The organism is Sphingobacterium sp. xlx-130 (assembly GCF_011007405.1).
In the GTDB taxonomy this organism is placed as follows: Bacteria; Bacteroidota; Bacteroidia; order Sphingobacteriales; family Sphingobacteriaceae; genus Sphingobacterium; species Sphingobacterium luzhongxinii.
In genome coordinates this window covers 1-24156 of sequence record NZ_WFKN01000014.1, presented here as the reverse complement: position 1 = coordinate 24156, position 24156 = coordinate 1, and the positions used below count along the sequence as shown (strand labels likewise).

Here is a 24156-nt window from a genome sequence, read left to right as displayed (position 1 = left end):
CGAAACAGGGAGAGATGCCTGAGTGGCCGAAAGGAACAGTTTGCTAAACTGTCGTACTGGAAACGGTACCGTGGGTTCGAATCCCACTCTCTCCGCTAAGACTAAAAAAAGTCCAACGAAAGTTGGACTTTTTTTTATTTCCACACACAACGTCATACAGCACTACATTTTCTTACTTTTAGAACATAGGCATCATAACCCACAGGGTTAGACCCAAAGAAAGCCACTATCACATCGACAGTGGCTTTCATACCTCCCCAAGTTAAGTTTTAGAATAGTATAAAAATTTAAATATAGCTCAGTTCGATTATTTTCATAATTCCTTTTTCAAACTGGCAGCTTCCAATACAGACAACACGAATATACCAGAAATTGTTTTGACTTATTTTAATTTATTTTTAACTATTATTTATACAACAAGCATTCAACTGGATTACAACACACTCTTTTTCTCATAAGATAGCATATTATATAGGTGTTACGATAATAATGATAAGTTTTTGAGTTAAGAAAAAAATAATTAAAGGTTATTTTTTTTAAGCATTCTCAAATAGAGCTCTTCCACTTTTTCCCTCGCCCAAGGCGTCTTGCGGAGAAAAGTCAGCGAGGATTTGACACTCGGATTTTCATTAAAGCATCGAATAGAAATTCGACGTCCCAATTCTTCCCACCCGTAATATTCGACCAAATCATTAATGATCGTGTCGAGTCTTTTTCCATGTAGCGGATTATTTGCTTGTTCTTGCATTTTGTAAAGATAATAATCTCTTCAATTTTAACTCACTTTAATCGTAGGTAGATGTGTTTGACATGTTTGTGCCCACCTGAGTCCCTTTCATCAATCTCAAATCTATTTATATATTTAATCAGATCATAAAGCTTGTTGAAGCCATAGTTACGCGGGTCAAAGTCAGGCTTCTTTTTGGAAATAAAACTTCCCAGCGACCCCAAGAAAGTCCATCCTGTCTCATCAGCAAGATCGTCCACACTATTAACGATCAGCGTTACCGTTTTCTTATCCACCTTATCAATAGCCTTTTGAGTTGGTTTAGACAGTTCCTTGGCCACAGATTTAACGGTGGTCTTAACATCTGCTTCTTTTTCAACAGGCTTTAAGATCTCGATATAGATGAATTTATTACAAGCGGATATAAACGGCTGCGGAGTTTTCCGTTCTCCCAGACCAATTACCAACATACCCGCTTCCCGGAGTCGTGTCGCCAGTCGGGTAAAGTCACTATCGCTGGATACGATACAAAAGCCATCCACCTTCTCCGAATATAAAATATCCATAGCATCTATAATCAATGCACTATCTGAGGAATTCTTACCAGTTGTATAACTATATTGTTGTATAGGAATGATCGCATTATCCAGCAGAACATTTTTCCAGCCCGAAAGATGTGGTTTAGTCCAATCGCCGTAAATTCGCTTCACAGTAGGTGTACCGCTCTTTGATATCTCTTCCAGCATTTCCTTCACATCCGCATAAGGAACATTGTCAGCGTCTATCAAAACGGCGAGTTTATGATCTTGCATATATAAAAAGTTAAATTACGTAGTATAAATATACTAATTTAACAATAACTTCTGAAAAAGGCATATCATTCCCACATTCTAAGTAGAAAAAACCACATTGCAGCTACCTGCTAATTTCAACTATTAGCAGGTTACTAAAATTATTCACGGGTTATAAAACAATAATAAGCTTCAGCGATAGCCATCTCCTGATCGAATAAAACACTAGTCTACAAAGAAAACAAAAGGGTCAAGACGAATGATCTCCAAGTAGACCTACATAGACTATATTGAAGACACCAAATATATAAGGTTAATTATCTTTCTACAAACCACGCTCCAACATGATCATATCCCGCAGTTGGATGCCATTTTCAACAATAGGTTCCTCATAATTATGGATAAAAAAATCCTTTCTCACAGCATACTTAACAAAACTATTACGCTCGTAGAATCGAATCTGATCCACTCCACAGTCCGCTGTACCAACGATAACTCGCCTACAACCTCTAGCTTGTGCAATTTCGATTATCTTCTCTATCAATAGCGATCCTAATCCTTTGCCTTGCAGTTCACGGCATACAGCAATATTTTTTATTTCGATAATCTCATTATCTACAAGGTATAGGCAAAAAACAGCGACTTCACGCCGCTCGTCTTTCAGTACATATACATCACTATCAAACACATATTTTTCGATTGCATAGCGCGTCTCATCAGCCAATAAAAGTAAACTATAAGGAAGCTTATTACCTGGGGACAACAATTCCAAATGATACATAGAATTCAAAGATTGCTTGAACATCATTACATTAATTATGTTGAAAATCAAATTTATGTAAACCGATTATAAATAAAAGATTATTATATTAAAGTTCCTATAGTTTCTTCGATTTATAAAATTCTTTCTGTAATTTTGAAAATCAATTAGCATAATAAAGAGCTAAATATTTTGAAACTTTTTTGCACATACATTTTATTAGCCACGCTGACACTGCAGTCTTTCTATCGTAGTATCATGGCTATGGAGTATCAGATACACCTACCAGAATATCTGGCCAAATGTATTAACAAAGATAGACCACAACTTCATTGTAATGGACAATGTGAGTTGATGAAAAAAATAAGAGAAAAAGAAAAGCAAGAAACAAAAAAGAACCTTGTAGTTTATGAATATAGTGCATTCTACATACATAAAGATTACACTATTTTCCAATCACAGCCCCAAACTGAGGAAAAGACAATAAGCTTATTTTCTCCTTATTTGACTAATTACGCATTTACTTTCCGCACTTCGGTATTCCACCCTCCACTCGCTTAGTATTATTTCTTTATAGAGTAGATTGCATACTTACTTTTTATCAATCATTTTGAAGGTTTCATCCTGCATTAATTTGTCTTAGACGAGAAGACAGATTAACGAGGAATAACTTGGCCACAAAAATGTCCATGTAAGAATACTATGCCCCTATTCCCACAACTAACTTTTAACAACTGTCGCTAGCGTCTAATTATTCGACGTAGTCGCAGCATTACTATAAAAAATTATCTAATGGAAAAAATTACACTTTTTCTAACAGTGCTTTGCTTTGCCCTGACATCATGTACGAAAGAAAAAACAGACTATCAAGCAGAAATAGATACTATTGTTCCCGGACGCGGCGATTTTGAAGAAGTCACTACAATCCAAAGCGGAAATTATAACTTACATCTCGAAGCTCTAAATGGCACCTTATACAAGGGATATAATGCGATCAGAGTCAAGGTAACAGACCGCACCACAAACAATAAAGCGGAGGTTTCCGCTGTGACGCTGCTCCCCATCCTGAGCCGTAGTCAACAAGAACCTAGCTCCTGTCCCCATCGCTACCAGCTGATCTACAAACCCGAAGACCGTTATTTCGAAGGGTACATAGTATTTACAGAGCAAACCCTCACAAATGCCACCTGGGATCTCTACATCAACTTTACTGTAGCACTTCAAACTCAAAAAGCACAGCAAAGGCTGCAAGTAGAAAAGCAAGACAACAAAAACCTGAACATAACAGAATTTTCCGGAATTGACGGAGAGGACTACGTTATCGCTTTGGTAGCACCACACAAACCCAAAGCAGCCGAAAATGAATTAATAGCAGGCATATATAAGCGTAATGAAGCGAATCAACTCCCTTCATCCCCCTTTCCCAATCCAGCAAAGTATGCTTATACTGAAGTCAAAGGGCACACCCTGAAATTGGATCCAAGAATGCCCGGACCTTCTATGGGAAACCATTCCTCCCCCAACAATCAAGACCTCATACAGCGACAGGATGGATTATACCAAGGCGTGGTCAATTATACCATGACAGGTAACTGGACATTGAATTTCATTCTATTGAATCAACATGGAAGTGTTATTAAAGGAACTACCGTACCGAGTGATTTCACGCCTGGAGTCGAGGGCAAAAAAAGCGAACTACATATTGATATTTTATTCTAAAATCTATGAGGTGGATACATGTTATTCTTTGGGGAATCATAATGACAACCAGAGTCAGTTCACAAGAGATATCAGCACACCGAGACAGCAGCAAGCTACTCGAAGAGGTTAAGGTGATGGGCGTTGTCAAAAAGAAAGTAAAAACAGATCTCAAATTGGCCGTCACCGTTGACGAGTTTCTTGCCTCCTCTCAGAATATCAGCTTTATCAAACGTGGAGCTTATGCCTGGGAACCTATGCTCAACAATATGAGCTCAGAACGATCTTCCGTTACCATTGATGGTATGCATATATTCGGTGCCTGTACCGATAAAATGGATCCGATTACCTCTTATGTCGAGACCAATAACCTGTCTACCATAACTATTAAATCTGGACAGGAAGGAAACCTACACGGAGCAACCGTTGCTGGCAGCATCGACCTTCAGCGTAAAAATACTGCATTTGGTGGCGATAAAAAGATAAGTGGAAGTTATCAGACGGGATTCGAATTCAACAACAAGCAGTTCTTCAATCTTGCGGACCTTTCTTATTCGAGTCAGAAGTTTACTGCAGAAGGCAGCATTTCCTTGCGTAATGCAAAAAACTATTATAATGGTAATAATGAAGAAGTAAAGCACTCCCAGTTTAATAAGTTCAACAGCTCTTTAGGCTTCGCAGTCAAAACAGGAGACCGCTCGGCCATACGTATAGATGCCATCTACGACAAAGCCAAAGACGTAGGGTTTCCGGCTCTCCCCATGGACCTCTCGCTATCACGTGCCATCATTACCTCCGCATCCTACAAACAGTTGTTTGAAGAGGGTATAATACAGTTTTGGGATAGCAAAGTTTACTTCAATACCATTGAACATTATATGGATGACACCACACGCCCCGAGAATCTCGTACATATGGATATGCCGGGCTGGAGCACCACCTATGGTCTAATTTCTAAGATAGCCCTTAAAAAAGACAATTATACATCGGAGGTTCAACTCAATGTATATGACAACTTATCTATCGCAGAGATGCGAATGTATCCGCAAGACCGCAGCATGCGAACCATGTTTGCCTACAGCTGGCCCTGGGTGACCACACGGTTTGCCGGGGTGTCCAACAATAATTCCTGGAATCTATCAGAACGCAGTCATGTTGTAGCCGGAGGCTCCTTGGGTGTCCACTACAACTACTCTAAATATGCCGAGTTCAACTGGATTTTTCACCCTGGTGCCCCACCGCAAAAGACGCGGATATTACCAGGTTTATATGCCAGCTATCACCTCCAGATAAATCAGTTCGAAATCAGTGCCGGAACCGGTTACGGACATCGGGCTCCTTCCATATCAGAAGCCTATGGTTACTATATTTACAACAGCTTTGACCGATACGATTACATTGGCAACCCCAACCTGAAAAACGAAATATCGTACGAGACCAATGCCAGCATAGCATATAAAACAGACCGAATGGGCGTACAGGCCAAGGTTAATTATTTCTACATTCAGAATTATATCGTCGGTAAGATATTGAATATGGGAAGCCCTATGAACTATCAGTCGGTAGGCGTTAAAGGATATACAGCTCTGGATCAAGCGAATATATTCAATGCAGCTATAAGCGGACACTATGACATTCTAGCTCATCTGCACTGGAAAGGAAACCTGACCTATGCCCGGGCCACTGATGGTCAGGGAGGCAATCTACCTTTTATCCGTCCATTGACTTATCAGAGCAGTCTACATTACATGTACAAACGATTTGGAATACAAACCTCACTTCAAGGAGACGCCGTACAACGTGATTATAGCCCTGAATATGGTGAGGACAAAACTCCGGCATACTGCATTTGGAATATGTCGGCCGATTACATTCTACCCATCCGAAACCTCAAAATCACATTACAGGTTGGCGCCGAAAATCTCTTAAACGCGTATTACAGTACATATGCCGACTGGGGCAATATCCCACGGATGGGAAGAAATATCTTCACCTCCGCAAAAATCAATTTTTAAAAAAAACTATTAAAAAACAAATGACAATGAAAAATTTAACAAACCTCTTATTTGCATCTTTAATTTCGGTAGCATTGATTTCGTGCAACAAGAATGAGCCTTCCTCGAACAATCTAACTTTGCGCTTTGAGAATACATTTAAAGAGAAAGCTATTGTACTTGGTGACAAGAACTCCTCCACCGCTACAGTCAATATATCATCTGAAAACCAAACACATCAGTTTTCCGAATTAAAGTATGTCATCAGCAATATAAGATTAATCAAAACCGATGACCAAGAGGTACCGTATAACATAAATGACCTGGACAATGGCGCTAGGGTGATCGATCACTCCAAAGCAGCCAGCTTAGAATATGTACTGTCCAACATCCCTTCTGGAGATTACAAAGGACTAAAATTCGGACTTGGTGTCAAACCGGAATTAAACACCCTTGATCAAGTACGCTTTCCTCAGTTTTATGCAGCAGCGGGCGCCAACGATACGGAGATGATGTGGGAATGGGGTACGGGGTACCGTTTCACCAAAATCGAAGGATTCTATGATACAGACAAAAAAACACTTTCTATTCACACAGGCAGTACTTTGAATGGCAAACAAGAAGATCCTTCAACCTACATACCCGGTGTAAATGCCTATAGGGATATTAATCTCTCCCTACCCGAAACAGCTTTTGTCGGCAAAGGATCACCGATCATCAACATCCGTGCTGATTTTGACAAACTATTGAGCGGAAAAACTAAAGCAATCAAATTAGGTGCTGGAAATGCTACACCTAGCATTCACAGTGCCGATGGAATGGTCGAATTTGTAAACAATCTCGGTGGCAACGGGGATTCAGACCAATCAGGAATATTCTCTATCATCAGTGTAAAAAAATAAATCACACCTACAAGCGGGAGCGTCCTATCGTCTATAGTGCACTCCCCTCTTACTTTGCAAATCATGAAAAAGTTAATTGGCATTCTCATTTCGTCACTACTAGTACTAACTGTAGCCTGTAGTCGCGAAAACTCAGATAAAAAAGCAATTATCGACAACCCAAAGATACAGCTCGCTACCCCTAAAGGTTTTCCTGCTTTAAATGAGGCTGTATACCGAAATCCTCCTACCAAATACGGTGTAGAATTGGGCAAAAAGCTCTTTCATGAAAAAAAGCTAAGCAGCAACAATACCATATCCTGTGGCAGTTGTCACCAACAGGCAAAAGCTTTTGCAGACAATCATGCACAGGCTATAGGGATTTATGACCGAATAGGCCTGCGTAACACCCCTGCTATACAGAATCTAGCTTTTATCAAGCACTACAATTGGGATGGCAGCAAGCGCGAACTGGAAAAACAGTCCTTAGTACCCATTATCACCCATGAAGAGATGAACTCCTCCATCATGGAGGTAATGAGCAAGCTTCAGGCTGACAAAGATTACCCCATACTATTCCATAAAACATTTGGAGATCAAGAGATTAGCCCCGAAAGAATCTATAAAAGTATCGCCCAATACGAATACTCGCTCATATCAGCCAATAGCAAGTATGACAGGATACGACAAAACCTGGGCGAACAGTTTAGCGAAAGCGAAGCTTGGGGTTACCGATTGTTTAACACCAAATGTGCCAGTTGTCACCAAGGAGAGTTATTCACAGATGAGAGCTTTCGAAATGTAGGTTTTCCCTTAAATCCCAACACCGATGAAGCGGGCCGCTCTCGGGTAACAGGCATACCTGCCGACTATATGAGTTTTCGTGTCCCCAGTCTACGTAACATCGCCTACACAGCTCCTTACGGCAGTTTTGGTCAATTTAAAACCCTTCGAGCGGTATTAGACTATTTTGACAAGGGCGTACTCGACAGTGACAATCTCGACCCTATTTTAAAGAAAAACAAAAACAGAATCCCAATGACTTCCCAGGAAAAGTCGGCTATTATCTCCTTTCTGCATACCCTCAGTGACGAACAATTTATTGATAATCAACAATAGCCTATATTCTTTTTCTCCTTCTGGTTACATATTATTTCCCGATAAAGTGTAAATTGTACAGCTGTTGTCGCATTGGGCGACAATTAGAAACATAAAAAAGGGTAAAATGAGCACGGAACACAACTATTTAGCGGTAAACCGCGAGTCTTGGAACAACAGAACAGAAACACACTTAAATTCCGATTTTTACAACATGGAAAGTTTCCTTAATGGAAACACCTCTCTCAACGACATCGAGTTAAAGCTACTTGGCGACATACGGGGCAAATCCATACTCCATCTACAATGTCATTTCGGTCAGGACAGTATCTCGCTGAGCCGATTGGGCGCCACCGTTACCGGCGCCGATCTTTCCGACAAGGCCATAGATAGTGCCCGTCAGATTGCACAAAAACTTCACACTGACACCCAATTTATCTGTTGTGATATCTACGATCTCCCAAACCATCTCCACGAGACATTCGACATCGTATACACCAGCTATGGTGTTATAGGCTGGCTTCCTGATCTGGACAAATGGGCTCAGGTGATTTCCACATTCTTAAAACCAGGAGGGAAACTCGTCTTTGTAGAGTTTCATCCCGTAGTATGGATGTTTGATGATAATTTTGAAGGAATAGGCTACAGCTACTTCAACTCAGGGGCTATTATCGAATCCGAAACCGGTACATATGCCGATAAGGAAGCACCTATCAGCCAAGACTACATCTGTTGGAACCATGGACTTGGAGAAGTTCTAAATAGTTTATTGGAAAACGGACTCCAGCTCAAATCCTTTGACGAGTTTGATTACTCTCCTTACAACTGTTTCAATAAAACTATTGAATTCGAACCTAAGAAATATAGAATAGCGCATCTAGCAGACAGAATACCTATGGTGTATGCGCTGGTTGCGGAGAAAATATAACACCGAGAAGCATACAGGATCCGAGGAATATCTCGGGTTCTGTATGCAATATACAGCTATTTTGACATTCTAAACCCAATGATTACAAAAGGAATCGTGCCTACCATAACCAATGCTGTAGTCAATAATGCAGTATTTGAAAACAACGACACGATACCACTGGCTAAAAAACAAGTCCCTAACTGTAGCGCATTCTGCAATGCAGAAGCTTTACCAAGACTACCCGGAAATAGCTTCATGGCCTGAGCCACAACAATTGGGTAACAAGCACCATTTGCAAGGGCCATCAAGCAAAACGGAATCAACAGCATAACCAATGTGGGGGGTGTAATCAGTGTAATAGCCAACACACCTATTACCGCCACCGAATAAAGAACCAGCAAAAAAGGCAGAATACGTCTTCCTTGCATCCGATCCGAAAGCGCCCTGTAACCATATCCGCCCAGCATGAACGCTACCGTCTGCGGCACAAAGCTGAAACCTATTTGCGCCTCATCATATCCTAGTTCTTTTAAAAAAAATGGCGAACCGGTCAACCAAGCAAAGAATGCTCCCGAACAAACTGCATAGATCATCACATTACCAACATATGTTTTAGATTGCAGCAACTGTATATACGACGCTCCTTTTTTCGGTATAGCCTGGTTACCTCTTGCTGCTTCCTCCCTTAAAGTAAGTGTATAGAACATCATTAATAGAGCAATAATAGCCAAAACGATAAATATAGATCTCCAGCCAAAATAGTCCAATAGAAATACGCCAAGCAGTGGAGCCAATGCTGGAGACAAAGCCACAAGTGGCATAATAGTAGCAAACACCTTATTCGTCTTATCCGCCGGATAACGCTCGATCACCAGTGCCTGCCAACTTACTGCCGCCGCACAGACACCTATCGCCTGTAACAAACGCAACACCAGCAATACCGTGACATCATAAGTAAAGAAAATCGAAAGCGAAGCCACTGTAAATATCCCCAGTCCCACCAAAATAGAACGCGGCTTACCGATCTTATCAGCGAAGGGTCCCCACAGCAATTGTGCTATCGCATATCCTGCAAGAAATAACGTAAGACTCGCACTTATATTATTTTTACTCGTGTCAAGATCTATACGCATTTTATCAAATGCTGGCAAGTACATATCTGTCGCCAAAAAACCAATGACACTCAATCCTGCCAGATAGACCAGAAAAAAGAAATTACTTCTCTTTTTATTCCCCATATATACTTTCATTTTTGATCAAGTCGCAAAGTTAATATAATACAGACTCCCATACATCCATTTTCGATGATCTTGACTTAGAAACTACCAAATAGAGTCCCGCTGATCCTAAAAAAATCGCCATCCTGAAAACAAGATGGCGATTTTCTATTTTTCCGTCCTCATTATAGTTTTTTTAAATGGTAGAACATACCCCGCCGCGATAGTAAAAAAAGTATTATGTAGCTTGATCGGAAGATGATCCGTAGGAGCATCGATAACATTGTTTACACCATAATTAAACACAGCCCTTATCTGCCATACCGGACTCAACGCATAGACTCCCCCCACGTGCAAACCTATATCGGTCTTATTCACAAGTTTAGAAACATCAAATGTAGCACTCGAAATCTCTATCTTCGGTGTTGTAGGATCTCCTAATCGTACGTAAGCATTATGTACACTACCTTCAAACGAACGATATACTGCACGAGCGACCGAAAAACCACCGAGCAGCGACCATTTGGGACTCAACTCATAATGAGCAGACACTGGGAGTTCCAGGTATAAGTTATTAAAGGAAGAACCTACAGATCCTGTAAAATAACCTATAAAGCTAGGTATAGGTTGATCCTCAAACTCAATCATCGCTTTAAAATTTTCAGCGAAAGCCCTTGTTTTCATCCCTTTATTTACTAGATTCAATCCCGAAGAAATAGTCAATTTATTATTTATCTTGTAAAAAGGCACCTCTACACCAACCGAAATCGGATTCACCGGATGATAACTTTCTACTTCACGAATCTCTTGAGGAATGGATGCCGGCGTCACACCACCGATATGTACACCTGAATGGATAATTACCCGATCAATCGCTACCTGTGCAGACGCCCCTAAACTAGTCACACCGGTAACTAACAGCAAAAAAATACATCTTATCATTTGACCGTAATCTTAATATCATCCACTAATAATACACTACCTATAGCACCTTGAAATATATCACCATTCTTACTGGCGCTCATTACAATTGCTAAACGGTACTTACCACCTGCAAATCCATCCAACTGGGGAACTTTGCGATAGTCAAAATCAACTTTAAAAGACTTAAAGTCTTTAGACACTGTAGCCAGCTCATCATACAGCAACGCTGTCGCAACGATACTTTTATCTGTCAATAAGTTTGTGCCATCCAGATAATCGACCTTCGTACGGGCCTTTAGTTCATCGGCATCAAAAAGTACCGCGACTATAGAGCAGGTATCCTTAACATTAGGCATAGGCTTGCTATTATGATCGATCACCTGCTTGCCCGGCGTATAGTGGTAAAAACCAGCGAACGAAACAGGAGCTGCTTCGATAGGACGTCCAAAATGCGTAGATTGCAACGGATCTCCCATCACATTACCTGAATCAAATTCCCCCATGAATATATTTCCTGCAGCAATTGGCTTTTTCGCCCCAGCACCAAAGCTCCCGGTAGATTTAGTTTCCAATTTTACAGCGACCTTTCCACCATGTGCTACTGTGCTATATTGCATAGGATACAGTTCGGCTTGCTTCTTCACGATCGGTGAGATACTGAAAACAAATCCTGCATTACCTGAATCCCAGGTATCCAGTTTACGCTCATCGCGTAAGCTAAAGAATTCAGTATACTTGTTTCTATCGTGAATACTATAGTCCTCAAAGTCATATTCCAACGGCATGAAAGTCACTCGCTCGTTAGTCAGTGTCACCGTATACTTTTTACTAAACTCCCCATTTTCGGAAGTCACCGTATAGATGACGGGATCTGTAAAGTCCTGAATAGAACCACTAACCGGTACACTGCTGGCTCCCCGACTCAGCTTAAACGCGAACGCATAGGCTTTTACGTTAATCTTTTGATCGTCTACAAAGAGCTTCACCTCATCATTTGTAACAACCGGATCCGCAAAAAAATCATCCTCTTTATGCACTATAGATAATATATCGGCTTCAATATTTGGCAAAGCTTTCTTGATACAGCTTGAGAACATCAATACTGTACCCCATAAAAACAAGCAAAATAAGGAGCTAACCGAACGTAAACGTCGACTTCCCATCGTTTGAATCTACTAATTTTAAAATTTTATAAATGAAATGTTAACTGTTAAATGCCCATAAACTTAAATGGTTTAGCTTCCTTAAAGTTAGCATTTGATAAACCATTAAATGTCGAAAATGCCTTTAGATCAAGCATCATTGTCTTAGCACCCTCGGCCAGATTAAACTTATTTAAATCGACCCAAAAAGTATTTGGAGTAAGTACTGTTTCGAAGTAGTATACTTTATTCTTTTGATCAGCTACGGATCTCCAACGGGTAGATGATATATTAGGTTCTGTTTCAGAACTTATACCAAATGGAACTGAACAATTACGTATTACAGAGAACACACTTGCTACAGATATACGCGTATCTTCAGTCTGTGGTATTGCATTGATGTAGTAAGATGCACGTACAAAACGGTCTGCTGCCCGATTAGTACCTGGCAACATTACAGTACCCGGTATACCTTGCCAATACTTATTCAGTGCTAACTGTTCTTCGAACACAGGAGAATTCGTCATTACCGTATATTTAGGGCTGTGGTGAATGATCAATTTACCATTGATATATTCCAAGATCGCATTATCACCCGTTGCATCCGAAAGAGATAAATGCAGTGTAGTAAACTTTTGTGTACCTGGAATATAATCACTGACGACCACAAAAGATTCCTTACTTAGGTCTATCACAGCTTCCTGTACTGTAGCATAATTATCCAAAGCGTACTGTGCCCAAGCCGATATGGTCAACCCTTGCTTCGAACCTACCGGATCAAATTTCGGATAGTTAGATTCGACCAACCAAAGCACGTTTGCTACAAGTCCTTTTTCATTCAAACCATCTGTCGTTGCGATATCCCAAGCAGAAGCGATAACAGATCCATATTTGGATTTCCATTTGATAGATTGTGTACCCACTTCGCCATTACGCGCTATGCCACGTGGGAATACCCATAAATTGGCCGCGATATCATCTTTCCAATCCATGCTACGTGCGGTAATGATATTTCCATTAGGACCTTTGTAGACAACACGTGTACATGCCAATGCAGGTGCCGTCAACAAAGTGATACCGGCTAATAATAAGGAAAATACTTTTTTCATATAAATAATTATTTCATGATCCGCCAGCTGGCGGATTGGTTTGCTTTTCAATGGTTAACTCCAACATTAGCAATCACAGATGTGCTTCAATTATTGAAATCTATATTGTGTTCCCTAGATATTTCATATAAGTTAAACACAAACTCAACCAGCACACTAGGGTATTTATATTAAACAAACGGCTAAAATAAACATTTTAATTCCACAGAGCAAACGCATTATATTATATTTTTATGAATGTATTTCACTATTAATTACATCATAAAAAACGATACTATAACCATTTTTTCAACAAATAGCGTACGTTACTATTTCACGCAATCGATTTCGTTGCCAACAAACTTCTAAATAGACTAAAATAACCCTACTTTGGGAGCATTATTCCATTGGAATAAGATCTAAACCTAGTAAACACTTTTTTTAAATCTATGAAAGAAAAAACTAAACCCTTTTTCGCTACGAACTTTTATCCAATCAGCTCTGCTCTCATGCTAGCTCTTGCTCTGCCAAGTCATGTCTTAGCAGATAAGATAGATCGATTCGATAGCTTAACAGAAATTCAAAATCAGAACGCTGTCACTGGTACGATTCAGTCGAATTCAACTCCACTTATTGGGGTTACCGTTACTGTAAAAGAAAACCCAAAAATTGCGACATCCAGCGGTCCAAACGGAGAGTTCACGATTAAGGCCACTAAGGGAGAAACCTTAATATTCTCACTGATTGGATACCAACCTCTAGAGAAAGTCGTCGATTCAAACGTCATTAATGTTCAATTGATTGCGTTAAATGAAGCACTAGAAGAAGTTGTCGTTGTCGGATTTGGCACTCAAAAGAAGGTAAACCTTACCGGTGCTGTACAGGCCATAGGGAGTAAAGACCTAGAGGATAGGCCGGTAACGAATGTATCTACAGCTTTACAGGGTAAATTCGCTGGGGTCACCATTATACAAAACTCAGGCCAGCCGGGCAAAGACAGTGGATCTATCCGCATCAGGGGATTGGGCACGACAAATAATGCAAACCCATTAGTATTGGTCGATGGTGTAGAAAGTTCCATGAACAATATCAACCCTAATGATATTGAAAACATTTCTGTACTAAAGGACGGCCCCAGCGCAGCTATCTATGGGTCTAAAGCTGCCAATGGTGTTATTCTCATCACAACTAAAAAGGGTAAAATTGGCGCGCCTCAGCTGAACTACTCTGGCTATGCAGGTTGGCAAGATCCAACCCGTCTCCCTGAATACATGCGGTCTTACGACCATGCCGTAATCCTGAACGAAGCATTAGCAAATCAGGGCTTATCATTACGTTTTACAGACTCGGATTTAGAAGGTTTTAAAAACCAAACAAACCCAGATAAATATCCAGACACGGACTGGTTAGGGCTATTATATACAGGTAGTGGGCTACAACAATCGCATAACTTACAAGTTTCTGGCGCTACCGATCGAATTAACTACATGGCTTCATTAGGATTTATGGGCCAAAAAGGTGTAATCGATATAGCAAAATCTGATCGATATAATTTTAGGACAAACCTAGGCACTAAAGTCAGTTCAAAACTCTCGCTCAATCTAGGGTTAGCATATAATTACCAACGAATAAACGAACCGATCAACCCCTATACCGGTGACATGGCTCAGATTTTTAGACAGGTCAATCGTATCCCCTCATTTATACCCTATAAATATACCAGTGGTCGTTATGGATACTATGGTGACGGTAATCCGATTGCTTGGGTCGACATGGGATCTACAGACAGAATGATCTATAAGCATACGAATATTAATTTGTCTGGAGAGTACCAGATCATGGACGGACTAAAATTCAAACAAGTGGTCAGCTTCCAACCCCGAGATAATATGTCTTCAAAATTTGTAAAAGAAATCCAATACTACGACAACAATACGGGTTTACCTAGTCAAAAGCAAGGAATAAATAATCTTACCGTTTACAATAATCAGGAGGAATTACTGACGCTACAATCTTTGCTTACTTATGACAAGTCTATAGGTGATCACGACTTTAATATTTTGGGCGGGTTCATGGATGAGACTAGGCGGGCAGATTTTACCAGTGCATATCGGCAAAATTTCTTAGGCACGGAATATGAAGAGTTGGTATTAGGAGATGCTTCAGGTCAAGTCGCTACAGGTGGAGCAAAAAAACTGATTCTTCGATCTTGGTTTGGAAGATTCAATTACGCATTTGCTAACAAATACCTGTTTGAAGCAAATGTAAGACGAGATGGTACATCCCGCTTTGTTGGCAAAAACAAGTGGAATACTTTTCCTTCCTTTTCAGCAGGTTGGAGAATTGCTCAAGAGAGCTTCTTTCAAAACTCTAGCTTAGCAAACATCTTCTCCGAATTGAAGCTAAGGGGAGGTTGGGGTGTATTGGGTAATCAGACAACTGCTGGAGTCGGAGAAAACGCGTATCCAACAAATGATGACTGGTATCCGGGCATATACACCATAAACTCTGGATTTAACTATCCCTTCGGCAATGAACTTTCTTCCGGAGGTACTGTTTCTGTCGCTCCAAACCCAGCTCTGCTTTGGGAAAGATCAATCAGTTCAAATATTGGTCTAGATCTGAACTTAAAAAACAATTGGAGCTTCGTCGTTGATTATTTTAACAGAAGTACCGAACAACTTTATACGGCTTTGGTAGTGCCTATCCAATTCGGTCTTCCAGCTCCAACTCAAAACGCAGGAATAATAAGAAATAGAGGCGTGGAAGTCCAAGTCAACTATTCAAATAATATCGGCGAACTTAAATTCGACCTCAGCGCCAATGCCTCCTATATCGACAATCAAATCCTACAATGGAAGTCAAACGCAGCAGAGCCACATAGCACATTCTACGTACGTGACGCAGGACTACCTCTTCGTTCGTTCTATGGATATGAGAACATGGGTATTTATCGCTCGGATGAAGAATATAAAAATTCGAATGTAAAAGGTGTTAATAATACTGTCGGCGCTGGTGATCTAATTTACAAAGATCAAAACGGAGATGGTAAGATTGACGGTCAAGATCGAGTCTATCTAGGTTCACCTGATCCAAAATACATTTTTGGGTTAACAACAAACCTTTCTTACAAAAATTTTGATCTGAATATGTTTTGGCAGGGAGCTGCGGATGTACAGGGTTATTTATGGGGAGAAGCTCTAGGAAACATTTCAGGAGCGGACAAACCAACTGAAATATTTTCAGATAGATTTCACATCACAAATAATCCCAACGGCTCCATGCCTCGCGCATTGACATCTTGGACACAGAATAAAGCGGAAAGTAATCCTTCAGACTTCTGGATTCAAAATGCTAGTTACGTAAGACTAAAAAATATAACACTTGGATACAATATACCCCAAGCGATCACAAACAGGATAGGAATAAAAGGAGCTAAAATATACTATAGCGGACAGAATTTGCTGACATTTACTGGCTTTGCTAAAGGTTTTGACCCCGAAACACCAGCAGATTCCAGAGGTAATTTTTATCCGCAAGTAAAGACCAATATTTTTGGTTTAAATATTAATTTTTAAAATAGAAGACAATGTTACATAAATATAAATATATACTCTTAGCTTGTGTCTTAGGTTTTTCATCCTGTGAATCTTTGGATCAAAATCCTTTGGATAGATTGGGAGAAGCTAATTTTTGGACAACAGAAAAAGAAACACTTTTTGCAGTCACAGGGTTATACAATGGTTGGGAATCGGGAAGCCAGATTTTCTACATGGACTGTGCTTCGGACAATTCCAATAATGATTTTTCTCATGAAGGGTTTCAACAGATTGGAAATGGCACCTTTAACCCTACCAATTCAGGAAATGCACTATCACGTTTTAGCTATACACACATTAGAAGAGCAAACTGGATCCTAGAAAATATAGACAAAGCACCTATCGGTGAACAATTAAAGAACAGATTAAAAGCCGAAGTTAAAACCATCAGAGCCTACAGATACCTTGATATGGCCATTTTATTCGGCAATGTTCCATTAATTACAACAACCCTCTCAATAGAAGAGTCTGCTGTTCCAGCTAACGATCGGGCAGATGTTTTTAAGTTCATAGAAGAGGAGTTAATAAGTGCATCGAGAGACCTACCTGCAGTACAAAATGGCCAAGGACGGATGACCAAAGGTTCTGCTTTAGGACTTTTAGCTAGGGCTTACGCATTTCAAAAGAAACACGCAGAAGTACTAAAAACGACCCAAGAGATTATCGATTTAAAAACTTACAAACTATTTGATAATTATGAAGATTTATTCGAAATAGCAAACGAAGGTAATTCGGAAGTCATTACAGACATTCAATATATTGAAAATACGTTTGGTTATACCAGTCTAGGAATCATGTTGCCGAATTCCATTGGAGGATGGAGTTCAATTGTCCCTTTGCAAAGTTTAGTAGATTCTTATGAGACCAAAGATGGAGAGACAATAACAACATCAGCATCTTATAATCCAGCGAAACCCTATGCAAACAGAGATCCGAGACTAGCTGCAACAATAGTATATCCTGGAGCGCTATACAACGGCAAATATTTTAATCCATTGGGCAATACGACTGATCACCCTAATAGTGCTGATAATGCTTCGAATTCGGGTTATAATTACAGAAAATACCTAAAAAATCCTTCCTCCTACGCCAATGTTTGGAACGTAGGAGTCAATATCATCGTACAACGATACGCAGAAATACTCCTGTTAAATGCCGAAGCTGCAATCGAATTGAATCAAATTAATGATGCTGTCTACGAATCTATTGATTTGGTTAGGGAGAGGGCCGGTTTACCGAAAATAAACCGAACACTATTTGCTTCGCAAGAAAAATTGAGAGAGCTTGTGCGGCGTGAATTTCGAGTTGAACTGGCAGGAGAAGGAAGAAGAAGATTTGATATTATACGCTGGGGTATTGCAAAAGAAGTGATGAATGGTCCAGTTTACGGTTGTTTGTCTAAAGGTTCGGTGGATTTAGCAACAGGGCAAGTAACATTTAGCAATCTCACAGATAGGTTTTTTGTAGAAAACAGAACTTTTACGGCGAATAAAAATGAGCTATGGCCTATTCCTCAAAGTGTTATCGATGCTGGCAAAGGTAGTTTGAAACAAAACCCTAATTATTAGCGGTATGCCGATGTACGCATTAAGACAATAGCTAAACCTACTTAAACAGTAAAGAGCCGTGGCTTCTACAGCACACGGCTCTTTCGTCTACAAAAGCTAAGGCTCATACCAACGAAAAATCGATATTTTATGTCCTTCGGAGGGGCGTATTGACATACAGCTAATCCAACCTATAAATAGCCAATAATTGTAGTAGTAGTAGTAGTAGTAGTAGTAGTAGTAGTAGTAGTAGTAAATAGCATAGATCGACTCTCCCTTCAAGATTCCGCGCATAAATTCACCTAAGCCCTGCATAAAAAGTTAAAAGAGGTATTACTCCATGAATTAAGAAGAGGGTATCTAAAAAGCAAGGGGTTGTCGTCATTGCGAACCTGAGGAACTATGTCGTGTACGTCTAATTCTCTACAAACGGCAGATTGCTCCATCGTCCCTCCTCGCAAAGACCAATTCTTATGGCAATTAAAAAGCTTTAGACACGGCCCCATCTACAATTTTCACCGAAACAATCAGCGATTTCACCGAAAAGTAAAAACATTTGGTCGAAAACCCATTTCCTACCTCCACTTTCTAGCCTACTTTTGAATCAACAATTAAAACAAACAGCAGACGCAACCTTGGGAAAAGAATTAGCGTCTTATGAATAAAAGATAAAAGAAACAACAATTAAAAAATCAACACCTCAACAACATGAACCGAGACATAAATAATGCTAAACCATTTGAAGCATCATTTATTCGAGCTCTCATCTTCAACTAAAAAACAAATTACTCAGATGAAAAAGATTATCGCAACCATCGCAACCCTATTCACCTTACTATTCGGTTTTAATGCTTCTGCTGCAGAAACTGCCAACCCATTAAAAGATGTCAACGCTAAGAAAATCGCCCTTACCTACGTAGAGGCCATCACACTAGGCAATACCGAATTCAATAAGCATCTGTTCACTTCCGATTTCGAATACCGCAACGCAGCGAACGAACTCGTATCCAGTAGGTCAGAATATCTTGCTTTCTTAAAAGCTAACAAAGGTTTAAAATACAACTGTAAGACTACATACGAAATATTGGATCAAGCAGGTACAACTTCCGTAGCAAAGGCTATTATGAAGTTTGAAAAATTCACGCGTGTAGACTACATCACCATGATACAGACCGTAGATGGATGGAAAGTCAGCAAAGTGGTAACGACATACCCATAGGCATTTAGGAATCCTCAAACTGAGGAAGTCTTCATAACGAGTTTATTTTAATAGGTATTCAGGAACCTTCAATAAACTGAAGGTTTTTGTTTCAACATAGACCCGCAGGAGTGCGGGTCTTTTTTTGCACCGAACAGATATAGCCCTAACCTTTAGTCCCAAACACCATTCTTTTGCGTTAAGATAATAGGCTTATCATCCGTAACGACAATGGTGTGTTCATGCTGTGCCATGTACCCGCCTTTATCACCTACCATTGTCCACCCATCGTCGCCTACTACGGCATACGAAGAATCTGTAGAAATGAAAGTCTCTATCGCGACCACCGTATTCTTTTTAAATCGTCTCTGGTCAAATCGATTCTTATAATTGAGCAGTTCATCCGGTTCTTCGTGAAGGCTCCTTCCGACACCATGTCCCCCTAGATTTTTGATGACTCTAAAACCTCTTTTCTTAGCTTCTACCTCCATGAGCTGTCCTACTTCTGCGATCTTCACTCCCCCTCTGATCATACCGATGGCTTTTCGCAATACTTCGACAGAGGCATTGACCAACTGCTGATGTTTATGTATATCATTCCCCAGAATAAACGAAGCCCCATTATCTGCCCAGAAACCCCGGAGTTCTGCAGAAACATCAATATTTATTAGATCCCCCTCCTGTAATATTCGCCGGTCTGATGGTACCCCATGACAAAACTCTTTATCTATACTTATACAAGTCCACCCCGGAAAATCATAGGTCAATCGTGGGGCTGATTGAGCACTAAACCCAGCAAGAATATTTGCACCAAAATCGTCCAGCTCTTTGGTCGTCATCCCCACTTTGGCGTAGCTCTTCATTTTCTTTAAGGTATATGCCACAGCATCACTCACTTGTTGCATTCCGATTAAATCTTCTTCTTTCGTTATTAACATCGCATCCTATCCGTTTGTCCTAGAGATCCCTTCTCTACTTTACAAAGGTAGGGGCTAGTATAGGCTTCTAAAAGTAAAAATCGGACATTAGAAAATTTATAATACATTATTCCGTATTATTGCACCTTGATATGCCAATAAATTTTTTACAGAATATCAAGTCATCGTTTCTTTTAGAAACTATCTCCACCGAGGGACAGAACCCGTTTTGTAAACAAATAGCGATAGATCACCGAATAAAAGCATATGTTTTCTCTTGTAAAGATCTACCCCCGCAACAACCGCTTTTTAACGATGGCACCCCATCCCTGATCCTCCTCCCAAACAAATTGGACACTGCACGTCTAAACGTACATGGAAAGAAAATATCCATTGGAACAGCTTGGTTATGTTGTGGAGTCATAAAAAACACCTACTGGGAGATCGCTTCAGCACTCGAGTACATTCTGGTATTGCGTTTCGCCCCTGCTTATTTTTACTCGTTTTTCAATGTATCACCATCCGTCTTTCTGGCAAATCCGATACGTCGTTTGGAGGACGTCCTACATGACAAATGGCTTCATATGTTTGACCAGATGTATGAAAAGAAAACACTGTCCGATAAAATTTCTTTTTTGCGTGACAGGCTATCTTTACCAGGTACAGAAGATAACCTCTCTCCGATGTTAAGCATTGCTACCGAATATATCCAAGCTCAACGAGGAAACACCAATGTTGTAGATGTACTCCAACATTTAGGTGTAGGCGTAAACGCAAAGTGGTTACACCGAAACTTTGTCAAATACCTGGGAATAGCACCAAAAAAATACATCTCTCTACAGCGATTTATTTTTACCTATCAAGCCTATAAATCCAGCAAATCAAAAGATTTATCCGATGTAGCCCTATCAGCAGGATATTACGACTACAATCATTTTCTTAAGGATTTCAAGCAATATATAGGTATAGCACCGACTCGCTATTCTTGGACTTAGTAAATTACAGTTACTAAGTTAGTCAATAAGGAAAAGACACTTTCTTTTTCAAGATGGTTTTATTATAAATTAATAATTTAAAAAAGTATATTCGCCCGATATTAATCTAATTTATGAAAAGAATATTTGCTTTCCTTGCTATAGCGACAATCTATAGTAGTGTTTATGCACAGGACACCAAATTACTCCTAGAGCTAGGAGGTACATTCAGTAAACGAAAGATGGCTCCGTATGTCGATCGCAATAAAACAAGCTCTTTGTCGGACTCCAAGTACGCACATTTTAATATCCAACTGGGTTATCAAGTAACTTCAAACTCCTATTTAGGATTGAGCTATCAACATAGCAAAGGAACTATATTACAGGCAACGGAATTCTTCGTTAATAGTGATTATTTTAGTCATTCCTACTCACAGGAGAAGGTAAAAATCGGCTCTTATGGTATTTTTTATCGTCATTACTTATTACCCATAGATGTGAGTCGATGGAACGGCTTTGCAGAATTGGCTACCAGTTTACAATATCAAAATCGAAGTTATTTATCATCAACATACGTCACATCTTTACGGGATTATGAAATAGATTATGAAAATTATCTTTCAAGTGAGCGAGAAGTCAGTGCTTGGGATACCGATCTACGAATAGGAGGCTCCTATCGCATTTCTCAAAACTTTCTTATTCAACTATCTCTTCACTCCGTTGGAAGTATCAATCATAGCTTAAAAGATTCCTGGAACTCGGAACTGGAAAAGAAGACAACATACGAGTTTTTTAAATCACCTTTATCAAATACATATCTTTCTATTCTTTTTAAAATATAGCTCCCATGACAAAATACCGTTTATTTGCCCTGTTTATCACCCTTCTATTTTTGAACTGCGGCTATGCCCAATACAAAAAGGTAACCCTGTCTGCGCATACCAATCTAAGCAGATCCGCTTATGGCTCAGGCCCCTTTTATAATTCGAATGATAACTATCGAGATTTCAATTTGATTCCGAGCCTATCCTACAGATTGAACAAGGTGTGGGCCATAGGTGCTGGTTATCATTACGGATTCAATAAAAGTTATACCACAGTTGCCGTTGATATACCAGATTACTATTATATGCTCAGACTTGAGCAGCGCAGTACAACTAATCAATTTGCATTATTTGTTCAGTCGTATTTATATGATAATGGTAAATTTGCAGCTTTTCTAGAGGTAGACGGTGTCAAAGGAAGAACAACGGCCAAATCGATACCGCCAGATGGGGCTATTGTTCCTGAAGACATTAAATATGAGAAATTCTCCACGGGCTTACATGCAGGCGGTCGTTATACTTTCTATAAAGGCTTAGGTGCCGAGTTCCGACTCAACAAGCTGATCCAATATCAGCAGGCCAAAGTAAAAGGTAATGACACTAAAGATTCCGAATTCCGGGTGTTTGAAAACATCTGGCAAAACTGCTCTATCGGTCTATCCTATCAATTTTAGGAGACTTCTTTCAATGACATAAAAGGCAAAGGGGTTCAGAAAAATCCGAACCCCTTCTAACTTTTTTAACAATTTCCTTTTTTTCCGTGTCTATGTTTCTTTTTTCGAATCAGTCGTCCGACTTTTCTTTTCGGATATTGTAATCAAGCGTTTATTTTATAATATAACCCCCTATTGCAGGACGTTACTTTTTAATATTATTCTCTGGTTTATTAACGTATCGTATTCTATATTATTGTGTTGATATGTGTTTTTTAACCAAAATATTTTATAAAGAATCAAAATTGCATTAAATAATGCCTAACGGATTATACGAAGCTTTGTCCCAGCTTCCGCATGTTGTATATTTGATTTCTTGTGATTGTAACCAAAAGACAGTGCATAATTGGCATTAGCCGATCCCCCATTCAAGCCCAAGTAATGCTGCTGCTGTGTATCATTTCGGTAGACATAGCGCTCGAGATCTCTACGGACCGGTTACATTCACTTTTAGCCTTTCAGTGATTCCCTTTCCGACCTGATTGTGAAAGGCGGTACTGTCCAATTGGGAGGCGGTGCCTACAAATCGTTCTTCGGGTATCTTCTGATAGCCTGTCGAGACCACCTCGACTTCTTCGATCTGTTTTTCACCAGCGTGCAGGGCGATATTTAGTATTGTAGATGTATTCTCATAGGCAACACTTTGCTCTTTATAGCCTATATACTTGATTAATAATCATCCATATGTTTTATCTACAGCGATGCTAAACCTGCCATTTTTATCTGTACGCGTATGCTTGATCCCGTTGGATACGGATGCCCCTTCGATGATCGACCCATCGGCAGCCGAGCGTACCTCACCTTGGAGTACCGACCCCGGCTGCGTCTGAGCGACCGCCCCGCTTGCCATAGACCCTCTGCCATACGCTCTTTGTTTAAGCTATTTTAAGCTCCTCTCCCACATTATTTTCTGCCGACGACCATAGACTCCACTTTGTTCCTGAAAGCTCTACAGCGCGCCCGAAAACCTCTTGAGATCAATCGAACGACATATAGGTCATCTGCGGGGTTGATGTCCGTGCGGGTCGGAGGAACGACAACGAAGCAACCGATCTCTCTTCCAGCAGGTCGTTCTGGTATCATCCCTCGTTCAACCTTCGTTCGCGCACCCTCCGCTTCGACAAGGCTTCGAGTGCCCTTCGACTGTTCTTCGA

Annotated in this window: 22 protein-coding genes and 1 tRNA gene; 12 read left to right on the top strand and 11 right to left on the bottom strand. The window is 40.1% G+C overall.

All coding sequences use genetic code 11. The features are described 5' to 3' along the window. Positions 1 to 8: 8 nt before the first annotated feature. Positions 9 to 95: transfer RNA gene (locus G7B18_RS18570), tRNA-Ser, on the top strand. Positions 96 to 520: 425 nt separating this feature from the next. Here G7B18_RS18570 and G7B18_RS18565 read toward each other — a convergent pair. From G7B18_RS18565 to G7B18_RS18555, 3 genes are all read right to left on the bottom strand, one after another. Then, positions 521 to 748, bottom strand: coding sequence for a VF530 family DNA-binding protein (locus tag G7B18_RS18565; RefSeq protein ID WP_164112997.1), 228 nt, complete (start codon positions 746 to 748; stop codon positions 521 to 523). Positions 749 to 780: 32 nt separating this feature from the next. Then, a complete protein-coding gene (locus tag G7B18_RS18560; RefSeq protein ID WP_164112996.1) occupies positions 781 to 1539 on the bottom strand; it encodes an NYN domain-containing protein in 759 nt (252 codons plus the stop codon). Positions 1540 to 1843: 304 nt separating this feature from the next. After that, positions 1844 to 2326, bottom strand: a complete 483-nt coding sequence (locus G7B18_RS18555) for a GNAT family N-acetyltransferase (RefSeq protein ID WP_205600287.1) — start codon at positions 2324 to 2326, stop codon at positions 1844 to 1846. A 744-nt stretch (positions 2327 to 3070) separates the two neighbouring features. Between G7B18_RS18555 and G7B18_RS18550 the strand changes: the two genes are divergently transcribed. The 5 genes from G7B18_RS18550 to G7B18_RS18530 all read left to right on the top strand — a co-directional run bounded on the left by G7B18_RS18550 (position 3071) and on the right by G7B18_RS18530 (position 8877). Continuing rightward, positions 3071 to 3997, top strand: a complete 927-nt coding sequence (locus G7B18_RS18550; protein WP_164123731.1) for a hypothetical protein — start codon at positions 3071 to 3073, stop codon at positions 3995 to 3997. Between the two features lie 5 nt (positions 3998 to 4002). Next, positions 4003 to 5991 carry a TonB-dependent receptor gene (locus tag G7B18_RS18545; RefSeq protein WP_164112994.1) on the top strand — a complete coding sequence of 663 codons (1989 nt, stop codon included), beginning with the start codon at positions 4003 to 4005 and terminating at the stop codon, positions 5989 to 5991. 26 nt (positions 5992 to 6017) lie between these two features. Next, positions 6018 to 6872 carry an MbnP family protein gene (locus G7B18_RS18540; RefSeq protein ID WP_164112993.1) on the top strand — a complete coding sequence of 285 codons (855 nt, stop codon included), beginning with the start codon at positions 6018 to 6020 and terminating at the stop codon, positions 6870 to 6872. A 63-nt stretch (positions 6873 to 6935) separates the two neighbouring features. Then, positions 6936 to 7970: a cytochrome-c peroxidase gene (locus tag G7B18_RS18535; protein ID WP_164123729.1), complete on the top strand. Its 1035-nt coding sequence runs from the start codon at positions 6936 to 6938 to the stop codon at positions 7968 to 7970. Positions 7971 to 8076: 106 nt separating this feature from the next. Beyond that, positions 8077 to 8877 (top strand): class I SAM-dependent methyltransferase, encoded by an 801-nt coding sequence (locus tag G7B18_RS18530; RefSeq protein ID WP_164123728.1) that lies wholly within the window; start codon positions 8077 to 8079, stop codon positions 8875 to 8877. 56 nt (positions 8878 to 8933) lie between these two features. Here G7B18_RS18530 and punC read toward each other — a convergent pair whose 3' ends face one another. The 4 genes from punC to G7B18_RS18510 form a co-directional block, all read right to left on the bottom strand. After that, entirely contained in the window at positions 8934 to 10109 is a 1176-nt protein-coding gene (gene punC, locus G7B18_RS18525; RefSeq protein ID WP_205600288.1) for a purine nucleoside transporter PunC, read from the bottom strand. Between the two features lie 135 nt (positions 10110 to 10244). Continuing rightward, positions 10245 to 11018: a porin family protein gene (locus G7B18_RS18520; protein WP_164123726.1), complete on the bottom strand. Its 774-nt coding sequence runs from the start codon at positions 11016 to 11018 to the stop codon at positions 10245 to 10247. After that, positions 11015 to 12163, bottom strand: coding sequence for a PCMD domain-containing protein (locus G7B18_RS18515; RefSeq protein WP_164112989.1), 1149 nt, complete (start codon positions 12161 to 12163; stop codon positions 11015 to 11017). Before G7B18_RS18515 ends, G7B18_RS18520 begins: the two co-directional genes overlap by 4 nt. A gap of 47 nt (positions 12164 to 12210) precedes the next feature. Then, complete coding sequence (locus tag G7B18_RS18510) at positions 12211 to 13251, bottom strand: linear amide C-N hydrolase (protein ID WP_164112988.1); 1041 nt, start codon at positions 13249 to 13251, stop codon at positions 12211 to 12213. Between the two features lie 428 nt (positions 13252 to 13679). On the opposite strand from G7B18_RS18510, the gene G7B18_RS18505 reads away from it, so the two are divergent. After that, the gene (locus G7B18_RS18505; RefSeq protein WP_164123724.1) at positions 13680 to 16808 is read left to right on the top strand and encodes a SusC/RagA family TonB-linked outer membrane protein; all 3129 of its coding nucleotides are present in this window, start codon (positions 13680 to 13682) and stop codon (positions 16806 to 16808) included. A gap of 11 nt (positions 16809 to 16819) precedes the next feature. Beyond that, a complete protein-coding gene (locus tag G7B18_RS18500; RefSeq protein WP_164112987.1) occupies positions 16820 to 18397 on the top strand; it encodes a RagB/SusD family nutrient uptake outer membrane protein in 1578 nt (525 codons plus the stop codon). A 96-nt stretch (positions 18398 to 18493) separates the two neighbouring features. Here the strand turns inward: G7B18_RS18500 and G7B18_RS18495 are convergent, their stop codons facing one another. Next, a complete protein-coding gene (locus G7B18_RS18495) occupies positions 18494 to 18691 on the bottom strand; it encodes a hypothetical protein (protein ID WP_164123722.1) in 198 nt (65 codons plus the stop codon). 478 nt (positions 18692 to 19169) lie between these two features. Between G7B18_RS18495 and G7B18_RS18490 the strand changes: the two genes are divergently transcribed. Next, positions 19170 to 19595 (top strand): nuclear transport factor 2 family protein, encoded by a 426-nt coding sequence (locus tag G7B18_RS18490; protein ID WP_164112985.1) that lies wholly within the window; start codon positions 19170 to 19172, stop codon positions 19593 to 19595. Between the two features lie 152 nt (positions 19596 to 19747). Here G7B18_RS18490 and map read toward each other — a convergent pair whose 3' ends face one another. Continuing rightward, positions 19748 to 20512, bottom strand: a complete 765-nt coding sequence (map, locus tag G7B18_RS18485) for a type I methionyl aminopeptidase (protein WP_164112984.1) — start codon at positions 20510 to 20512, stop codon at positions 19748 to 19750. A gap of 131 nt (positions 20513 to 20643) precedes the next feature. On the opposite strand from map, the gene G7B18_RS18480 reads away from it, so the two are divergent. The 3 genes from G7B18_RS18480 to G7B18_RS18470 all read left to right on the top strand — a co-directional run bounded on the left by G7B18_RS18480 (position 20644) and on the right by G7B18_RS18470 (position 22963). Then, positions 20644 to 21486, top strand: coding sequence for an AraC family transcriptional regulator (locus tag G7B18_RS18480; RefSeq protein WP_164112983.1), 843 nt, complete (start codon positions 20644 to 20646; stop codon positions 21484 to 21486). Positions 21487 to 21599: 113 nt separating this feature from the next. Then, complete coding sequence (locus tag G7B18_RS18475) at positions 21600 to 22307, top strand: hypothetical protein (protein ID WP_164123721.1); 708 nt, start codon at positions 21600 to 21602, stop codon at positions 22305 to 22307. A 5-nt stretch (positions 22308 to 22312) separates the two neighbouring features. Next, the gene (locus G7B18_RS18470; RefSeq protein ID WP_164123719.1) at positions 22313 to 22963 is read left to right on the top strand and encodes a hypothetical protein; all 651 of its coding nucleotides are present in this window, start codon (positions 22313 to 22315) and stop codon (positions 22961 to 22963) included. 715 nt (positions 22964 to 23678) lie between these two features. Here G7B18_RS18470 and G7B18_RS18465 read toward each other — a convergent pair. Continuing rightward, positions 23679 to 23852, bottom strand: coding sequence for a hypothetical protein (locus G7B18_RS18465; RefSeq protein WP_164112980.1), 174 nt, complete (start codon positions 23850 to 23852; stop codon positions 23679 to 23681). A gap of 53 nt (positions 23853 to 23905) precedes the next feature. Further along, positions 23906 to 24156, bottom strand: a 251-nt coding sequence (locus G7B18_RS18460; protein WP_164123717.1) for a hypothetical protein, incomplete at its 5' end; no start/stop codon positions are given.